This window comes from Nioella sp. MMSF_3534, assembly GCF_030732985.1.
Classification (GTDB): domain Bacteria; phylum Pseudomonadota; class Alphaproteobacteria; order Rhodobacterales; family Rhodobacteraceae; genus Nioella.
Genome location: NZ_JASHJX010000005.1, coordinates 20,540 through 37,241 on the forward strand (window position 1 = coordinate 20,540; position 16,702 = coordinate 37,241).

Annotated in this window: 21 protein-coding genes; 9 read left to right on the plus strand and 12 right to left on the minus strand. The window is 62.4% G+C overall.

The features are described from left to right. Position 1: 1 nt before the first annotated feature. Positions 2-1,030, minus strand: a complete 1,029-nt coding sequence (locus RBB16_RS03320) for a hypothetical protein (protein WP_306044791.1) — start codon at positions 1,028-1,030, stop codon at positions 2-4. A 353-nt stretch (positions 1,031-1,383) separates the two neighbouring features. On the opposite strand from RBB16_RS03320, the gene RBB16_RS03325 reads away from it, so the two are divergent. Continuing rightward, a complete protein-coding gene (locus tag RBB16_RS03325; protein WP_306044792.1) occupies positions 1,384-2,082 on the plus strand; it encodes a DUF5765 domain-containing protein in 699 nt (232 codons plus the stop codon). 35 nt (positions 2,083-2,117) lie between these two features. Then, positions 2,118-2,654, plus strand: coding sequence for a hypothetical protein (locus tag RBB16_RS03330; protein ID WP_306044793.1), 537 nt, complete (start codon positions 2,118-2,120; stop codon positions 2,652-2,654). A 62-nt stretch (positions 2,655-2,716) separates the two neighbouring features. On the opposite strand, the gene RBB16_RS03335 is transcribed toward RBB16_RS03330, so the two are convergent. Next, the gene (locus RBB16_RS03335) at positions 2,717-2,992 is read right to left on the minus strand and encodes a hypothetical protein (RefSeq protein WP_306044794.1); all 276 of its coding nucleotides are present in this window, start codon (positions 2,990-2,992) and stop codon (positions 2,717-2,719) included. A gap of 218 nt (positions 2,993-3,210) precedes the next feature. Between RBB16_RS03335 and RBB16_RS03340 the strand changes: the two genes are divergently transcribed. The 3 genes from RBB16_RS03340 to RBB16_RS03350 are packed head-to-tail and all read left to right on the plus strand — an operon-like array spanning position 3,211 to position 4,868. Beyond that, the gene (locus RBB16_RS03340; protein WP_306044795.1) at positions 3,211-3,630 is read left to right on the plus strand and encodes a PaaI family thioesterase; all 420 of its coding nucleotides are present in this window, start codon (positions 3,211-3,213) and stop codon (positions 3,628-3,630) included. Between the two features lie 56 nt (positions 3,631-3,686). Then, positions 3,687-4,367, plus strand: coding sequence for a hypothetical protein (locus RBB16_RS03345; protein ID WP_306044796.1), 681 nt, complete (start codon positions 3,687-3,689; stop codon positions 4,365-4,367). Positions 4,368-4,427: 60 nt separating this feature from the next. After that, the gene (locus tag RBB16_RS03350; RefSeq protein ID WP_306044797.1) at positions 4,428-4,868 is read left to right on the plus strand and encodes a DMT family transporter; all 441 of its coding nucleotides are present in this window, start codon (positions 4,428-4,430) and stop codon (positions 4,866-4,868) included. A gap of 166 nt (positions 4,869-5,034) precedes the next feature. On the opposite strand, the gene RBB16_RS03355 is transcribed toward RBB16_RS03350, so the two are convergent. From RBB16_RS03355 to RBB16_RS03385, 7 genes are all read right to left on the minus strand, one after another. Further along, positions 5,035-6,858 (minus strand): ABC-F family ATP-binding cassette domain-containing protein, encoded by a 1,824-nt coding sequence (locus RBB16_RS03355; RefSeq protein ID WP_306044798.1) that lies wholly within the window; start codon positions 6,856-6,858, stop codon positions 5,035-5,037. Positions 6,859-6,972: 114 nt separating this feature from the next. Continuing rightward, entirely contained in the window at positions 6,973-7,932 is a 960-nt protein-coding gene (locus RBB16_RS03360) for a DUF3179 domain-containing protein (protein ID WP_306044799.1), read from the minus strand. Positions 7,933-8,244: 312 nt separating this feature from the next. Continuing rightward, positions 8,245-8,793 (minus strand): peptidylprolyl isomerase, encoded by a 549-nt coding sequence (locus RBB16_RS03365; RefSeq protein ID WP_306044800.1) that lies wholly within the window; start codon positions 8,791-8,793, stop codon positions 8,245-8,247. Beyond that, the gene (locus tag RBB16_RS03370; protein ID WP_071689834.1) at positions 8,786-9,292 is read right to left on the minus strand and encodes a peptidylprolyl isomerase; all 507 of its coding nucleotides are present in this window, start codon (positions 9,290-9,292) and stop codon (positions 8,786-8,788) included. Before RBB16_RS03370 ends, RBB16_RS03365 begins: the two co-directional genes overlap by 8 nt. A 162-nt stretch (positions 9,293-9,454) precedes the next feature. Next, entirely contained in the window at positions 9,455-9,952 is a 498-nt protein-coding gene (gene coaD / locus RBB16_RS03375; RefSeq protein ID WP_071689833.1) for a pantetheine-phosphate adenylyltransferase, read from the minus strand. Between the two features lie 106 nt (positions 9,953-10,058). Continuing rightward, positions 10,059-10,493 carry a CBS domain-containing protein gene (locus RBB16_RS03380; RefSeq protein WP_306044801.1) on the minus strand — a complete coding sequence of 145 codons (435 nt, stop codon included), beginning with the start codon at positions 10,491-10,493 and terminating at the stop codon, positions 10,059-10,061. Positions 10,494-10,555: 62 nt separating this feature from the next. Continuing rightward, the gene (locus RBB16_RS03385) at positions 10,556-11,455 is read right to left on the minus strand and encodes a LysR family transcriptional regulator (protein WP_306044802.1); all 900 of its coding nucleotides are present in this window, start codon (positions 11,453-11,455) and stop codon (positions 10,556-10,558) included. Positions 11,456-11,574: 119 nt separating this feature from the next. Between RBB16_RS03385 and RBB16_RS03390 the strand changes: the two genes are divergently transcribed. Next, positions 11,575-13,074, plus strand: a complete 1,500-nt coding sequence (locus RBB16_RS03390; protein WP_071689831.1) for a CoA-acylating methylmalonate-semialdehyde dehydrogenase — start codon at positions 11,575-11,577, stop codon at positions 13,072-13,074. A 57-nt stretch (positions 13,075-13,131) separates the two neighbouring features. On the opposite strand, the gene RBB16_RS03395 is transcribed toward RBB16_RS03390, so the two are convergent. Further along, positions 13,132-13,290: a hypothetical protein gene (locus tag RBB16_RS03395; protein ID WP_306044803.1), complete on the minus strand. Its 159-nt coding sequence runs from the start codon at positions 13,288-13,290 to the stop codon at positions 13,132-13,134. A gap of 197 nt (positions 13,291-13,487) precedes the next feature. Here RBB16_RS03395 and RBB16_RS03400 point away from each other — a divergent pair, with 197 nt between their 5' ends. Then, positions 13,488-13,907, plus strand: a complete 420-nt coding sequence (locus RBB16_RS03400; protein ID WP_306044805.1) for a hypothetical protein — start codon at positions 13,488-13,490, stop codon at positions 13,905-13,907. 66 nt (positions 13,908-13,973) lie between these two features. Here the strand turns inward: RBB16_RS03400 and RBB16_RS03405 are convergent, their stop codons facing one another. Both RBB16_RS03405 and RBB16_RS03410 read right to left on the minus strand, forming a co-directional pair. Continuing rightward, positions 13,974-14,639, minus strand: a complete 666-nt coding sequence (locus RBB16_RS03405) for a hypothetical protein (protein ID WP_306044806.1) — start codon at positions 14,637-14,639, stop codon at positions 13,974-13,976. A gap of 132 nt (positions 14,640-14,771) precedes the next feature. Continuing rightward, positions 14,772-14,954 (minus strand): hypothetical protein, encoded by a 183-nt coding sequence (locus RBB16_RS03410; RefSeq protein WP_306044807.1) that lies wholly within the window; start codon positions 14,952-14,954, stop codon positions 14,772-14,774. A 162-nt stretch (positions 14,955-15,116) separates the two neighbouring features. Here RBB16_RS03410 and RBB16_RS03415 point away from each other — a divergent pair, with 162 nt between their 5' ends. Further along, entirely contained in the window at positions 15,117-15,446 is a 330-nt protein-coding gene (locus RBB16_RS03415) for a cupredoxin family copper-binding protein (RefSeq protein ID WP_306044808.1), read from the plus strand. Between the two features lie 105 nt (positions 15,447-15,551). Further along, positions 15,552-16,685, plus strand: coding sequence for a carboxylate-amine ligase (locus tag RBB16_RS03420; RefSeq protein ID WP_306044809.1), 1,134 nt, complete (start codon positions 15,552-15,554; stop codon positions 16,683-16,685). Positions 16,686-16,702 lie beyond the last annotated feature (17 nt).

Sequence of the window (16,702 nt, forward strand, 5' to 3'; positions counted from 1 at the left end):
GCTATATGAGCGTGTCTTGATCGTTTCGCGCAGGTGCTTTGATTTTTCCCAGAATGCTTGCTAGTGCCGCCCCGTCTAGTTGCTCAGCAAGCTTCAGCCCATCAAGTGAAAGTACTCTTACAGCTATCTTTTCTCTCGGGCCCTTGCGACGAACTCGGGTCGCCATTTGCACCACGATAACACTCCCTTCTGAAAACTTAATCTCTTTTGCAAGCAATCTCGACCAAAACTCAGAATCCACAATATCAAACAAGACATTGGACCCTTTTGCGTTAACTCCCATCCACTTTCTTTGCGGATTCTCCCGCTCGAAGACAGGCGATGTAATACGGACCTGCTGTAGGGATACTTCCCACTCTCCTTCGTCTTCATTCCTTCGCGGTGGTAGCGGTCTAACGCCTCGAACAGCGAATTGATTTCTGGGAATCGGAACCTGATCCTCTTCTTGGAAGCTGATTCCTCTTACATTTTGGTCTTCTAGGGCCGCCTCGAAAAGCTCTGACTGTGCAAGACGCAACTCATAACTAAGTTCGTCGGGAATCGTGCTGGATTCCAACGTTTCGGGAGCTGCCCCCAAGGAAGAAGAAGTTCCTTGAACGAGTAATTCTTCGACTATCTCATATCCATCCTGGCGAAGACTTTCGAGTTGATCTTCGGCGGCATCGACAGGAGTTTCCTCTACCCGAGTTCGGTAGTCTCTGATTCTCTGCACAATGACTTCTGAAGGTGTTGCTCCAAACAACTCGCGGGAAATATCCTTCACGCTCGCAGAGTCCATTAGTTGGATTAGAGACCACACTACTGCATATACTGTTCCAGCTGCTTTTAGAAATTTAACACTAACACCGATGTACTGTTTTAGACTTCCTGCTTCCGGAGGGTATACAACTAGCTCAAAAACTACCTGCCCACCAAATAGCTCGTTATTCAGTGCAGTCACTGTACGCGCAGCTGCTTGTGCAGAACTTACAAAGGTTTCAAGTAGAATATGAGACTCAGAAACTTCAAAATGAACCAAAACTGAACGCATTGTGTCGCCTACCTTCTCACGATCAATTGACGATAGCGAACAAGTCAATGATCGGCAAAATAAAATTAACCTCTACCAGAGAAGAAGTTTTTTCTCATGGAAGCGCCCGTTTACGCCATCGACGACGCGCACGGGGGCGATCCCACGGTCTGTGACTCGCGCTTTATGGCGGCCACATCCGCGCTCCCTCTCCGTCCCGCCTGGCCCTACCCAAATCGCCTCCGCCGGGGGCGCGTCGGCGATGGCGCGGCGGCTTCGCCTTGATTCCGCGCCGGGGGCACAGCTCCACCCTTCCCCTTGACCGCTCCCCCGCAACCCGCAACAGTTGACGCACACAAGCGGGGGGACAGCCGATGTGCTGGAGCGAGGGGGCCAGTCTGGCCATGGTGGGCGTCGGCGCCGCCGCAACGGTCGTCACGTGGAAACGCGGTGACCCGCCCGCGATCCCGATCACGCTGGCCTTTTTCGCCTCGATGGAGGCGCTGCAGGTCTGGGGTTACCAGACCATCGACCAATGCGAGCTGACCGGCAACCGCGCCTCGGCGCTGCTTAGCTACGTCCATATCTCGCTGCAACCGCTCTTCATCAACGCCTTTGGCATGGCGATCATGGGCGGCGTTTCGGCCCGGATGTGGCGGACCGTCATGGGGCTGACGGCGGTGATCTCGGTCCTGTTGCTGATGAGGATGGTGCCGATGGCCTCGATTGGCCCCTGCGTGCCGGGCACGACGCTATGCGGGCCGCAATGGTGCACGCTGTCAGGTACATGGCACCTCGCCTGGGACATGCCGCTGTCGGATTTCGCGGGACGGTTCGGCGGCGATGTGTTCCGACATTGGGTGCCCTTCCCCGACTACCTTTTGGCGGTGTTCATCTTCCCGCTCTTTTACGGGGCGTGGCGGTTTGCGCTGGTTCATGCGGCGCTCGGGCCCATCCTTGCGGCGACGCTGACCGCCAACCCCAATGAAATGCCGGCGGTCTGGTGCCTCTTCTCCGTCGGGCTGGTGCTGATCTCACTCACCCCATGGGTGCGCCGGACGGTGACGGGATGACCCGCATCTGCTAGCGTGGCGACAGGGAGGATGCCATGGCCCCTTGGTTGCAGGTTCTGTTTACCCTTGTCTTCGCCGGACTGGCGGGGGCGCTGATCTGGCGGCTGACCTCCATCGACAAGGCGCTGTGGCAGAACCGGCCCATTCTGGCCAAGCGGCTGGAGATCTACGACCGCATCGCGCCGGATATGAACCGGATCTACTGTTTCCGGCGGCTGGTGGGGTATTGGAAGGAGATCTCTCCCCCCGACATGATCGCCACCAAACGGCGGCTGGACCGGGAGGTGAATATCTATCGCCACCTGCTGTCCGAGGACTTCTACCAGCGGCATTTCGAATTCATGCAGCTCTGTTTCCATACCTTCACCGGCCAGGGCGAAGACGCCAAGATCCGCGCGGTGGTGACGCATGATCTGGGGGACCGGCGGGTCCATGCGGGCTATGACTGGGACGAGGCGTGGGAGCCGATGTTCGCCCCCGACGAGTTGCCCACGGATTACCAGATCGACGAGGCTTATATGCAGGCGATGAATGCGCTGAGGCGGTCCATCGGGCTGAGGGATATAGACTGAAAGTACCCCGGAGCGCGCGAAAACACCCCGGGGCGAAGCATGACAAAGTCAGAATTGTCCGATCAACGCAGGATCACCGTGCGCGTGATCGGGGTGTAGTGCAGCGGCATGGGCGGGCAGCTCAGGCAGGTGTCCGGCAACGGGATCGGACGCGGCATGGGCAGCACCACCGGGAAGGGGAAGGGCAGCGGGCGCGGCTCGGGCAGCGGCGTCAGCTTTGCGTCGTCCTCGATCACATGCAAGGGCGAGCCAAGCACGATGATGTCAGCCGAGGCGGCGGGGGCAATGGCTGCAGCCGTCAGGGCTGCGGCGAGGAGGGTCATAACAGGTTTCTTCATGGGTCAAATTCCTTGGGTCAGGGTCAATGGGTTTTCAGGTTGCGCCGGGGGTTTGGGAGGAGCCGACAGGAAAACCCTGCCAGACCCGGCCCCGTCATCCAAAATCGCCGCGTCGTCAGCCAAGAACAGCCTTGCGCTATCGGATAACCGTTCGGGGATTGCCCCTGCATTCTCTGCGGCTTAGCCTTGAGTGGACGATCACAGAAGGGCCACGCGCCATGACCACACCACCCCTTTCCCCTGCCGATCTGAACCGCTTCCTTGGCGAGAATTTCGCCGATTGGGTGCGCGATCTGCAATTGGATGTGACCGAGGTGAGCGAGTCGCACACGATATCCCGCATGCCCAACAGTGCCCGGCTGACCCGCGTTGGCGGCATCATCTCGGGCCAGGCCCTGATGACCATGGCCGATACGACAATGGTGCTTGCCACGGCCGGGTTCTTCGGATCGTTCCGTCCGGTCGCCACCACGAATTTCACCTGCCAGTTCCTGCGCCCCGGCGTGGGCGACTGGATCGTCTGCCGGGCCGATATCGTGCGCGCCGGCAAGTCCATGGCCTTTGTCGAGGCGGAAATGGTGGCCGAACCCTCCGGCAAACCCGTGGCGCGGGCGCAAGCCACCTTTTACGTGGTCTGACCCTGTCGGAGTCTGCGGAGGCTGGCGATGTCCATCCGATCGGCTAGACTGCGCCCATGCGCTGGATTCTCGCCCTATGCCTGCTGATTGCCGCCTGTGGCCGCCCGCTGACCGATGCGGAACGCGCCTTTATGGGCGAGTTACAACCGGGGCTTGATCCGGCCCCGATCCGCATCGTCGAAATGCCCCTCGTGGGCCTGCGCAGCCACACCCGCCCCGTGCGCCCCCGCGTGACCTGCCGGGAACGGATTTTCCCGCCGCCAGAGGGACTTACCGTCCAAAGCCGCGCAGCCGGAATTGCCACATTCAGGCGCATCTGGGTCACGCCGGACTATTACCTGGACGATTATCTGGCAGGCTACCCGGATGAATTGCGGCTGGTGGCGGCAATGTTCTTTGCCCATGAGATGACCCATATCTGGCAATGGCAGAACCGGGCGCTCACGGGCTACCACCCGCTGCGCGGCGCGTCGGAACACTGGGTCAGCGACGACCCCTATCTCTTTGACGTTCCTGAAGATACTCCAGATTTCCTGAGCTACGGATATGAACAGCAAGCCAGCCTGGTAGAGGAATATGTCTGCTGCCGCGCCATCGATCAAGACGGCGCACGCACAGCGAGACTGGAGGATATTCTTCAACCATATCTGGATCTTACACCACTGGCTGAGAGCATGTCACAACCCGACATACGGTTGCCCTGGGACGGGCTGGAGCCGCGCGGCATCTGCTCATAGAGCCTTGCGCTTCCCCCCGATCCGCCGCAGCCTGCGCGCCGGATGATGGAGAGCAATGACATGACCCAACACGCGCTGATCATGCTGGCCGCGGGCATCGGCATTCCGGTTCTGGCCGCGCTGAACGCCCGGCTCGGGGCCAATATCGGATCCCCCGCCGCCGCCGCCTTCATCCTGTTTATCGTCGCTTTTTCAGCGACTTGCGTGGTCATGCTGGTGACCGGGCCACAGGCGCTGGCCCGATTGCCGGGCCAACCCTGGCACCTGTTTCTTGCGGGGCTTCTGGTGGCCTTCTATGTGCTGTCCATCACCTATGTGGCCCCCCATTTCGGGGTCGGAAACGCGGTCTTTTTCGTGCTTCTGGGCCAGCTCGTCTCGGCCGCGATGATCGACCATTTCGGCCTGTTCGGGGCAGCGCAAACGCCGCTCACCCTCATGCGGGCGGGCGGAATTCTGGTCATGGCGGCAGGCGTCGCCCTGACCCAGATGGCGGCCAGATAAGGGGGGGTGCCCCCCGTACACCCCCCGTGCACCCCCCGTACACCGGGCGTACAGACGAAAATCCACTTTCATCTTGGCAAAAATACCACGGGGGAGGAGCGAAGCGACGGGGGCAGAGCCCCAATTTTCTTCCAGGAAAACTCCTGTGCCGGTGGCTCGGACGCGCCTAGCCGCCGGCCTTGTCCTCCAGCATCAGCCACTCGTCTTCTGCCGCGGACAGCTTGGCCTGCCGTTCGGCCAGGGCCTCGCTGGCCTTGCGGAATTTCACCGGCTCTCGGGTAAACAGCTCGGGATCCGACATCAGCTCTTCCAGCTTGGCAATCTCCGCTTCCAGCCGCTCGATCAGGCCGGGCAGTTCCTTCAGACGATGCGATTCCGTGTAGGACAATCCGCCCCCGGTCTTGCCAGCGGGCTTTTCCCGGGGCGCGCTTGCGGGTGCTTTCGGTCTCCCCGGTTTTTCCGCCTCCCGCGTGGGCGCGGTCTCGGCCCGCTGCGCGCGGTAGTCGGACCAGCCGCCGGCATAGACCGTCGCCAACCCGTCGCCTTCCATCGCGATGGTGGTCGAGGCCACCCGGTCGATGAAGTCCCGGTCGTGGCTGACCAACAGGACCGTACCGGGGTAATCGCCCAGAAGATCCTGCAACAGGTCGAGCGTCTCCACGTCCAGATCGTTGGTGGGTTCGTCCAGCACCAGAACGTTCGATTCCCGCGCCATCAGCCGCGCCAGCAGAAGCCGTGCCTTTTCTCCGCCCGACAGCGATCGGACCGGGGCGCGGGCCTGGCGTTCGTCAAACAGGAAATCCTTGAGATAGCCCACCACGTGGCGCGGCGTGCCGCGCACCATCACCTGATCGGAGGCACCCGAGACGGCCATCGCGGGATCGAGCGCCAGCGCATCCCACAGGGTCGCATTCGGATCGAGCGCCGCGCGGGTCTGATCGAAGACCGCCATCTCCAGGTTCGTGCCATGGGTGACGCTGCCGGTATCGGGCGTGATTTCGCCGGTCAGCACCTTGAGAAGCGTCGTCTTGCCAACCCCGTTGGGGCCGACAAAGGCCACCCGGTCGCCGCGCAGGATGCGCAGGTCGAAGGGTTTGAAGAGGGTCTTGCCGTCGAAGGATTTGGAAATGCCCTTTGCCTCGATCACCCGCTTGCCGGATTTGGTGCCTTCCTCCAACGCCATGGCGGCGGTGCCCTGCCTGCGGATCATGCCGGCGCGTTCGGCGCGCAGCTCGCCAAGCGCCCGGACCCGGCCCATATTGCGCTTGCGCCGGGCGCTGATGCCTTCCACGGCCCAACGGGCCTCTGCCTTGATCTTGCGGTTGAGCTTGTGGCGGTATTGGTCTTCCTCTTCCCAGACCTTGTCGCGCCAATCCTCGAAACTGGCAAAACCCTGTTCATTGCGCCGCACCTGCCCCCGGTCGATCCACAGAGTCGCGCGGGTCAGCGCGTTCAGGAATGCCCGGTCATGGGAAATCAGGACATAGCCCGCGCGGGTGTCCTTCAATTGGGATTCCAGCCAGCCAATCGCTTCGATATCGAGATGGTTGGTGGGCTCGTCCAGCAGCATCAGTTCCGGGGCTTCCGCCAGCAGCTTGGCCAGGGCGGCGCGGCGGCGCTCACCGCCGGAGGCCGCATCGGGGGCGGCATCGAGGCGCAGTTTCAGCCCCTCGGCAGCGGCCTCCACCTTCCACGAATCGGCGGGGTCCAGCCCGGATTGCGCATAGTCGCCAAGCGTCGCGAAGCCCGCGAAATCGGGGTCCTGTTCCATGTAGCCAACAGATATTCCGGGGGGCAGGATGCGGCTGCCGGTATCGGCCTCGACCAGCCCCGCCATGACCTTCATCAGGGTCGATTTGCCCGATCCGTTGCGGCCCACCAGGGCCACCCGGTCGCTTTCATGGACGACAAGCGACAGGTCGTCGAACACGGGGTCGCCCCCGAAGGTCAGCGAGATGTCATTGAGCTGGAGAAGGGGTGCGCGTGCCATGGCCTCCGCTAGCGCTGCGGGAACGGGAGGTCAAGCAGGGAGTGAGGCGGGGGGAAAGCGGCTTCGAAGCCGCTTGTCAAAAGGCGCTTCGAAGCGCCTTGTCCCCGGCCCGCCTCACTCGCCCAGCATCCATTCCCCCTCCGGCCAGAAGGCGTGAAAGGCGAAGGCGAACATCAGATCGTGCACCACGTCCCTGCCCTGCCCGTCGCGCACCCGGATGTTGCCCACGTCGCGACCCTCGCCGATATCGCGCGTGTCGAGCGCCGAGGACTGGCCGGCGGTCCAGCTTATGGTCACTCCCGCCTCGGAGATCTCGCCTTCTGCGGCCAGGCGCGTCATCGGCCAGGCCCGGTCTCCGACACGGACCACGCGAACAAGCGGCGGGATGTCATGGGGCGGCATTTCACCATTATAGAGAAACGGCTGAACCGAGCTGTCGTAGCGTACATAGGGGTTCTGACCGTAGGGGCGCGGGGCGTCCGGTTCATCCATCACCAGGCCCTCGGGGTTGCGGGCCTGGAAATCCTCCCAGCTTTCCATCCAAGTGGGCAGGGTCGTCAGTTCGCTGCCCATATGCGCGCCGACTATCCCCTCGCCAATGGCTTGCTGCCACCAGCTTTCGGTTTCCCGGTCGAACATGATCATGTCCGAGTGTCGCAACTTGCCAGAGACCCCGAAGGTCAGAACGTCCCCGCCCACGCGACGGTCGAAGGTAATGGCGGAATTGCAGAGCGGGCAGAAGGTGACGGCAACAGGAATATCGCCCACCACGTCGTTCACGATCTCATGCCAGGTGAGATAGCGGATCGGGTAGGCACGCGGGGCAACGCCGTCGAATTCCACCGCGATCACCGGCTCGGTCGGGCGCAGGCGGGTTTCCTCGCTGACGGGGATGAACTCTGGATCGTCGATGGCCGGGATTCCGTCGCGGGGCGGACCGCCGGACATGATTTCGTCGAAGGCCACGGCTGTCCGGGTGAAATCGGTATTGGGCCATTCTCCGCGCCAGCGGTCGGGGTTGGCAGCCGCGGGTATGGCTGCGCAAAGGGCAAGAACGATTGTGATCAGGCGCATGGGGGATCCTCCTGACCTTCAGGCTGGCAGACAATGGCCCGGCTGCACAGCCCCGCTCACGCAATGGTTATGGCGGGTGAGAGCTCTTGGATGCCGACAGGTCGCGGCTCCGATCCGCCGGTAGGGCGGGCATCCCGTTCGGCCTGGGACTGTTGCCGCGTTCCGGCCCCGCCCCGAAGGTGCTCTTCCTGATCCGTGCCAGACGCGGGCCCCAGAGGCTCCCTGCCTTCTTCCTGCCGGCCGGACCTGCCAAAACGATACGGGCCTCCGCCGGGATGGCAGAGGCCCGAAATGCGCAGTGATGTGCGGCGATCAGTCGATCACGCGCATCGCGGTGATATAGTCCGGCTGGCCGATCACGGCGCCATTGCGGCCCGTGCCGCGCTTGATCGCGTCCACGATCTCCATCCCTTCGATCACCTGACCCACGATGGTATATTGCCCGTCGAGCTGCGGCACGTGGTCGAACATGATGAAGAACTGCGAATTGGCCGAGTCCGGATCCTGCGCGCGGGCCATGCCGACAATGCCGCGCTCGAAGCTGAGTTCTGGATCGAATTCCGCCACAAGATCGGGGTAGTCCGAGCCGCCCCGCCCCGCATAGCGCATGTCCTGACCTAGACGGCCATATTCCACGTCGCCGGTCTGCGCCATGAAACCGTCGATCACCCGGTGAAAGACGACCTCGTCATAGGCGCCTTCGCGGGCCAGTGTCGCGATGCGTTCCACATGCAGCGGCGCGACCTGTTCGAAGAGGTCGATGACGATGGTGCCTTGGGCCTCTCCGGTCACGTCGATCTCGAGCGTGGTGGCCGCCGCGGGGGTGGCCATCAGCATGAGGGCGAGCGCCAGCCTACGCATCGGCGGCGACTTTCATGGAGATCATCTTGTCGGGATTCGCGGGCGGCTCGCCGCGGGTGATCTTGTCCACATGCTCCATGCCCGACACCACGCGGCCGTAAACGGTGTATTGGCCATTCAGGAAATGGTTGTCCTTGAAGTTGATGAAGAACTGCGAGTTTGCGGAATTGGGGTTCTGCGACCGGGCCGCACCGATGGTACCGCGATCATGGGGCAGCTTGGAGAACTCGGCCGGTACATTGGGCTTGTCCGATCCGCCGGTGCCGGCGGCGCGGATGTTCAGGCCCTTGTCGGCATTGCCATGGGCCACATCGCCGGTCTGGGCCATGAAGCCCTCGATCACGCGGTGAAAGACGACACCGTCATAGGCGCCTTCGCGGGCCAGTTCCTTGATCCGGGCGCAGTGCTGCGGGGCCACGTCGGGCAGCAGCTCGATGGTGACGGGGCCGTCTTTCAGTTCGATGATGATGGTGTTTTCGGGGTCTTTGATCTCGGCCATCTGGCTCTCCTCAAGTCTCGGGTCGGGCGTGACCTTAGAGGCGAGCGGGCCGGGCGGCAAGGCGCTTCGAAGCGCCTTGTGGGAAGGGTTTTGAAAACCCTTTATCAAGCGCCTTCGAAGGCGCTTTCCGCAAGCCGCTTCGAAGCGGCTTTCGCGCCCCGCTCAGAGCTTTCCGTATTTGGTCAGGACCGCCTGTTTGACCGCCGGAGGCACGAAATGGGTGATGTCCCCATCGAGCCGCGCGATCTCCTTCACCAGTTTCGATGCAATCGCCTGATGCTGTGCATCCGCCATCAGGAACACCGTTTCGATCGAGGCATCCATCTTGCGGTTCATGCCGACCATCTGAAATTCATACTCGAAATCGGCCACGGCGCGCAGGCCGCGCACGATCAGCGTTGCGCCGACATCGCGGGCGCAGTCGATCAGCAGGTTCTCGAACGGATGGGCGACAATCTCGGTCCCGGTCTTGTCGGAGAGCTTGGCGCATTCCGCCTGCACCATCTCCAGCCGTTCCTCCAGCGAGAACAGAGGCCCCTTATCGCGGTTGATGGCGATCCCGATCACCAGCCGGTCAACCAGCGAACAGGCCCGCCGAATGATGTCGATATGGCCGAGCGTGATCGGATCGAATGTTCCCGGATAGAGGCCGATGCGCATGGGTGGTCCCTTTCCATCCCGCAATGTCTGGGCCGCACGCAACAATATTGCGCGATGCATTGCAACCCCCGCCGGGTTATTGCCTTCGCACCTGCGGCAATTGGGGTCAGAACCCCTTAATCATGCCTTCCAGCGCTTCTTTCTCCATGGCAAGCTCTGCCAACTGCGCCTTGACCACGTCACCGATGGAGATCAGACCGATCATCGCGTCGCCGTCCATCACCGGCATGTGCCGGAACCGGCCCTGGGTCATCTTGCCCAGAACCGCGTCGGAACTGTCGGAGGCGGTGCAGGTGATGATCTCGGAGGTCATGACGTCATCGACACTGTCGGTCATGCAGTCCACGCCGCGCTTGCCAAGCTCGCGCACGATATCGCGTTCCGACAGGATGCCGGAGAGCGACTTGCCATCGGGCGAGACCACCACGGTCCCGATCCGCTTGCCGGACAAAAGCTCTGCCGCGTCGCCGATGGTCGATCCCGGTTTGATCGTGACAACCCCCTGATCCGGTTTGGACTTGAGAATTTGCTGCACCAGCATCGCGGCCTCCATTTTCCGTGGCTTGTGGTTTTTTCCAGCGTCCCCCCTAACGTTGGGGCATGTCAAGCGTCGTGACGGGCCAGATCCTCCAAACGCGCGATTTCAGCGCGCATGCCGGTCACCAGCGCCTGTGCAAAGCGGTTGAGCCGTTCGGACCCCCGGTCAGAGGCGTGACGCACGAGGTAGAAGGTACGCGTCAGCGAGACCTGATCGCGCAGCACCAGCCTGAGTTCCGGTGCGAAGGGCATGGCGAAGTCATGGGCGATGCCGATGCCGCGCCGGGTGCGCATCAGCATCAGTTGGACGGAAAAGGAGTTCGAGGCAAGGTCGACCTTCTTGGCCCCGATCGCAGAGAGGTAATCCAGTTCCTGATCGAAGATCATGTCCTGAATGTAGCCGATCACCGGCCGGTCCCGGATGTCGGACAGGCTGCGGATCTCGCCCGCTATTTCTTTCGGTGCGGCCAGATGCAGGTGATAATCCGCCACTTTCTGCACCGTGAGCCGTCCGGTCTGGGGCGGGCTGACGGTGATGGCCATATCCGCCTCTCGCTTGGACAGGTTCACGACGCGCGGCAGCGCGAGGATCTGAAGCTCCAGATCGGGGTTCTGTTCGCGGATCTGCGCGCAGACCTGCGGCAGCAGGAAATTGGCCGACCCGTCCGGCGCGCCGATGCGGATGGTGCCCGACAGCCCCTCATCGGCCCCGGTCACCGCCCCCTGCCCCGCATTGAGCGCGGCCTCCGCGGCCTCCAATGGCTCCTGCATCCGCTCGCCCGCCTCGGTCAGCGCGTAGCCTTGCGGGGATTTTGCGAAGAGGATCGCCCCCAGAGACGCCTCCAGCCGCGCAATCCGCCTGCCGACCGTGGCGGGGTCCATCCGCAATTCCTGCCCTGCGCGGCTGAGGCTTTCGGCCCGTGCCACCGCCAGAAACACCCGCAGATCGTCCCAGTTCTGTGTCATGACAGGGGTTTATCTCCATCTTGCAGAAATGCAAAATGATTTTGAGAACCTGCCCCTTTGTGGCGCAGGAATGCAAGACTATGCTGCGCGCAACGCATTTGGAGATGAGGAGAGGTTCCATGGAAGAACTCGGTCACTGGATCAACGGCAAGCGCGTGGCGGGCACGTCGGGCCGCTTTGCCGATGTCTACAACCCGGCCACCGGTGAGGTGCAGGCCAAGGTGGCGCTGGCCTCCAAGGCGGAGCTGGACAGCGCCATCGCGGACGCCGCCGAGGCGCAGAAAGCCTGGGGCGCCACCAACCCGCAGCGCCGCGCGCGGGTCATGATGAAGCTTGTCAGCCTGCTGAACCGCGACATGGACAAGCTGGCCGAAGCGCTTTCCCGCGAGCATGGCAAGACCTTCCCCGACGCCAAGGGCGACGTGCAGCGCGGGCTGGAAGTGATCGAGTTCTGCATCGGCGCACCGCAGATGCTGAAAGGTGAGTTCACCGACAGCGCCGGCCCCGGCATCGACATGTATTCCATGCGGCAGCCGCTTGGCGTGGTGGCGGGCATCACGCCCTTCAACTTCCCCGCCATGATCCCGCTGTGGAAGATGGGCCCGGCGCTATCCTCCGGCAACGCGATGATCCTGAAGCCGTCCGAGCGTGACCCCTCTGTCCCGCTGATGCTGGCGGAACTGTGCCAGGAAGCGGGCCTGCCCGATGGTGTGTTGCAGGTGGTGAACGGCGATAAGGAAGCCGTGGATGGCATCCTGGATAGCGAAGTGATCCAGGCCGTTGGCTTCGTGGGCTCCACCCCGATTGCGCAATACATCTACGAACGCGCCGCCGCATCCGGCAAGCGCGCGCAGTGCTTCGGTGGTGCCAAGAACCACATGATCATCATGCCCGACGCCGATCTCGATCAGGCCGCCGACGCTCTGGTCGGTGCCGGTTACGGCGCGGCGGGCGAACGCTGCATGGCCATTTCGGTCGCCGTTCCCGTGGGTGAGGAAACCGCCGACCGGCTGATCGAAAAGCTGGTTCCGCGCATCGAAAAGCTGAAAGTCGGCCCCTACACCGCCGGAGACGATGTGGACTACGGCCCCGTCGTGACCGCCGCCGCCAAGGCCAATATCGAACGTCTGGTGCAATCCGGCGTCGATCAGGGCGCGGAACTGGTCGTCGATGGCCGTGGCTTCAGCCTGCAAGGCTATGAGGACGGCTTCTTCGTCGGTCCCCACCTCTTTGACCGCGTGACTCCCGACATGGACATCTACAAGACCGAGATCTTCGGCCCGGTCCTGTCCACGGTCCGCGCTGGCAGCTACGAGGAAGCCATCGGCCTGGCGCTGAGCCACGAATACGGCAATGGCACCGCGATCTTCACCCGTGACGGCGACACCGCGCGTGACTTCGCCAACCGGATCAATATCGGCATGGTGGGCATCAACGTGCCGATCCCGGTGCCGCTGGCCTATCATACGTTTGGTGGCTGGAAGAAATCGGGCTTCGGTGACCTGAACCAGCACGGGCCGGACGGGTTCCGCTTCTACACCCGGACCAAGACCATCACCTCGCGCTGGCCCTCGGGCATCAAGGAAGGCGGCGAGTTCAACTTCAAGGCGATGGACTGACCCCAACCGCCCAGGAATAGACAGAAGGCCCGGTGTTTCGCCGGGCCTTTTATCGTGTCAGCCTGAGACTTCCAGCAGGAACCCGGTTGTGGTGGGACCAACGGTGACCTGCCCCTGCCCGCCGCGTCCCAGCCCTTCGGCACCAAAGACCGCTGCGGCACTGGCCACGAGGATCAGGAACCCGCTGGCCGGGTGTCGGCTGGTCCTTTCGATCATCAGGGACCCGCTTATGGAGTCGCCCCAACTCCAGCGCGAGGATTGCAGATCCTGAATTTCGAAATTGCCCAGTTTGCTGCAGATCTGAACCGTGATCCGCTGCCCTGATCAGAAGAGAAGGCGGCAAATTGCGACTGGATTTGCACCAAGTGACCTGAGTATGATCCCGCAACCCCTTGGTTCGAAAGAGGCAATGGATGCCGGTCAGCTTCAAGATCTTTCCCGAACGCGGGCTCGTCTACGTGCGCTACACCGGCTTCGCGCGGCTGGATGAAAGCAGCGAGGTCTTCGGTCGATACGCCACCCATCCCGATTTCCGACCAGGGCAGAAGCAACTGGTGGACCTTTCGGACGTCACCGGGATAGAGACCGACTACGTCAAGCTCTTTGCCCTGCAGGCGCGCAAGGCGGACGTGTTCCTGGGACATGACGTTCAGACCCTGCTGGTCTACTACGCCCCGACCAGTGTCTCGATGGAACTGGCCGAGTCCGTGATCCGGTCCTGGGAACCGTCCGGGTCTGTCATTCCCCTGATCCAGGAAGATGAAGGGGAATCGCTGCAGTTGCTTGGCCAGCCCGAGCGGAGCTTCGAGGAATTGCTGCAGACCGCCCGTTAGGTCTGAAGCCCGGATTGTCCGCAGGATGACGCCAAGCGTGCATGGCTTTCCCTGAGGTCCGTCACATCAGCATGGAAGGGGAGGCAAACCTTCGCAGGATTCATCGGCGATGAAGTTGTCGCCATCATCGTCCATTGGATTGCCGACCTGAATTTCACCCTCACAGCCCGGCTCGAACCCGGAATCGCAGCGGAACCTGAGTTTCAGCGACGCGCCTTCGTGAATGGCATAGGCGGCAAGCGCGAAGGCCATTGCGAAAACGGCCAGCATGAAACCCCAGAAGCCAAGCGCCTGAGTGCCGCCATCATCGTCATCGTCATCGCCGGCGGCCTGGCCCGATCCGCTGATGTTTCCGACGCGGTAATCGAACGAGATGTTGGGGGCCTGACCGGACAGCCTGAAATCGAGATCGACACTGTCTTCGTTCACGTCCACCACGCGCAGCGGCATCGTGCCTTCCTGCAGGAAGCGGCGCGACAGCCGGACAATGCCCGGCGGCAGGGTCATGCGGCGAAACTCGTCCCCTTCGGCGGTCCGCAGCATGATTACGACCTCTCGACGCCGGTTGCCGGGATAGACGCGCGTTACGATCCGTCCGCGCGGACTGTCCGCGACCGCGATACCAATGGGCGAGACTCCGTCGGTCTCCTGCGCGAAAACCCGCGCCGAGAGCGGAACGCCGAGCGCCCCAATGGATGTCAGTGCGAGAGAAAGAAAGCTTCTTCTTTTCATGAGGATGCTCCGGGCTATGGCTTGAAATCGAACCGTCGTAATGGGTTTCAGGATTGCCTGACGAACTCGCCCTGTCAACGAAAAGACCCGCCTGAAACCAGGCGGGCCGAAACGTGCTGAAATGAGGGGGGGTTAGCGGGTCGTCGTGCCACGACCACCGTCACCGCCGCCGCGGGTGGTGCCGAGGCCGCCGTCAGAAGCAAATCCGTCGATCTGGGCCATCAGGCCGGTGCTGCGACCGGTCACCTGATCGGCCTGAGCGGCGCCAGCAAGAAGGGCAGTGAGGCTGAGGGCAATGGCGAAGGTCTTGGTCATGGGTTCGTCCTGACTGGTCTTTCCAAAGGGTATGCCTGTCTGTCGTCCCGCCCCTGCCCCGGGTTCAAAACTTTCTTCAAAGCCCCGTCATTTTCGCAACCAAAGGTTGCTTTGGACGTCGCAGCCTGCAACGCTGACTGCATTCGCAACAGGAGATTACCAATGACCACCCTCACCCGCCGCACTACGCTCGCCGCGCTTTTGGCAACCCCGTTCGCGCTGATCGCAGGCCGGTCACAGGCCGCCACCCACGCAGTCACGATCGAAGGCTTTGCCTTCTCGCCCGCCGAACTGACGGCCGCCGTCGGCGATACGATCACCGTCACCAATAATGACGGCGCGCCGCATACGCTGACTGCCGATGACGGCAGCTTCGACACGGGTCGCCTGAACCGTGGGCAAAGCGCCGAGATCACGCTGACCGACGCCGGAACCTTCCCGTTCAAATGCGCGTTCCACCCCAGCATGACCGGAACGATCACCGTCGCCTGACCCCGGTTCTTCTGCCGCGACCGAAAGCCCCGACCCAGAGCCGGGGCTTTTTTCTTGGCAAATGGCCGGTCTCGGGTTTTGCTGATGCAAACGGTGGAGGACATCATGGCACGCAAAGAGCCCCCCTTCTCTCTCGGGATCGAGGAAGAATACCTTTTGGTGGACCAGACCAGTTGCGATTTGGTCGAGGCCCCCAAGGAGTTGATGGAGGCCTGCGCGGCAGAGCTGGAGGGCCAGGTCAGCCCCGAATTCCTGCAATGCCAGATCGAGATCGGCACCCGTGTCTGCGCCGATATCGCCGAGGCGCGGGAGGATCTGAAGCGGTTGCGGTCCACCGTGTCCCGCGTTGCGGATGCTTACGGGCTCGCCCCGATTGCCGTCTCCTGCCACCCGTTTGCCGATTGGAAGAACCAGCACCACACCGACAAGGACCGCTACAATGCGCTGGCCCGTGATCTGGGCGGCGTGGTGAACCGGATGCTGATCTGCGGGATGCATGTGCATGTGGGGCTTGGCACCGACGACCTGCGCAATGACCTGATGGGGCAGCTGTCCTATTTCCTGCCGCATCTTCTGGCTCTGTCGGCCTCCTCGCCCTTCTGGCAGGGGCGTGATACCAAGCTTGCCTCCTACCGGCTGACCGTCTTCGACAACCTGCCGCGCACCGGGTTGCCGCCCTCTTTCCCCTCTTTCGCAGATTACGAACGCACCGTCGATGTGCTGGTCGATCTTGGCATCATCGAGGACAGTTCCAAGATCTGGTGGGATCTGCGCCCCTCCGCTCGCTTCCCGACGCTGGAAACCCGCATCTGCGACGTGAATCCGCGGCTGGAGGACACGCTGACATTGGCGGCGATGATCCAGAGCCTGTCCCGCATGCTCTTCCGCCTGCGCGGCCTCAACCAACGCTGGCGGCTCTATGATGCTTTCCTGATCGAGGAAAACCGCTGGCGCGCGCAACGCTATGGCACCTGCGAGGGGCTGATTGATTTCGGCAAGCGCGAGATTCTGCCGATGGCCGACCTGATCGAGGACATCATTGAACTGACCGCAGAGGACGCCGCCTATCTAGGCTGCACCGCCGAGCTGGAGCGCGCCCGCGACATGGTTGCGCGCGGCACCTCGTCTGACCGGCAGCGCGCGGTTCTGGCGGCCTCACTGGACGCTGGAAAACCCCAAGACGAGGCCATGCGCGATGTCGTGCGCCACCTGATCGAGGAATTTCACGCGGATTTGTGACGCCGCGCATCGCCTTG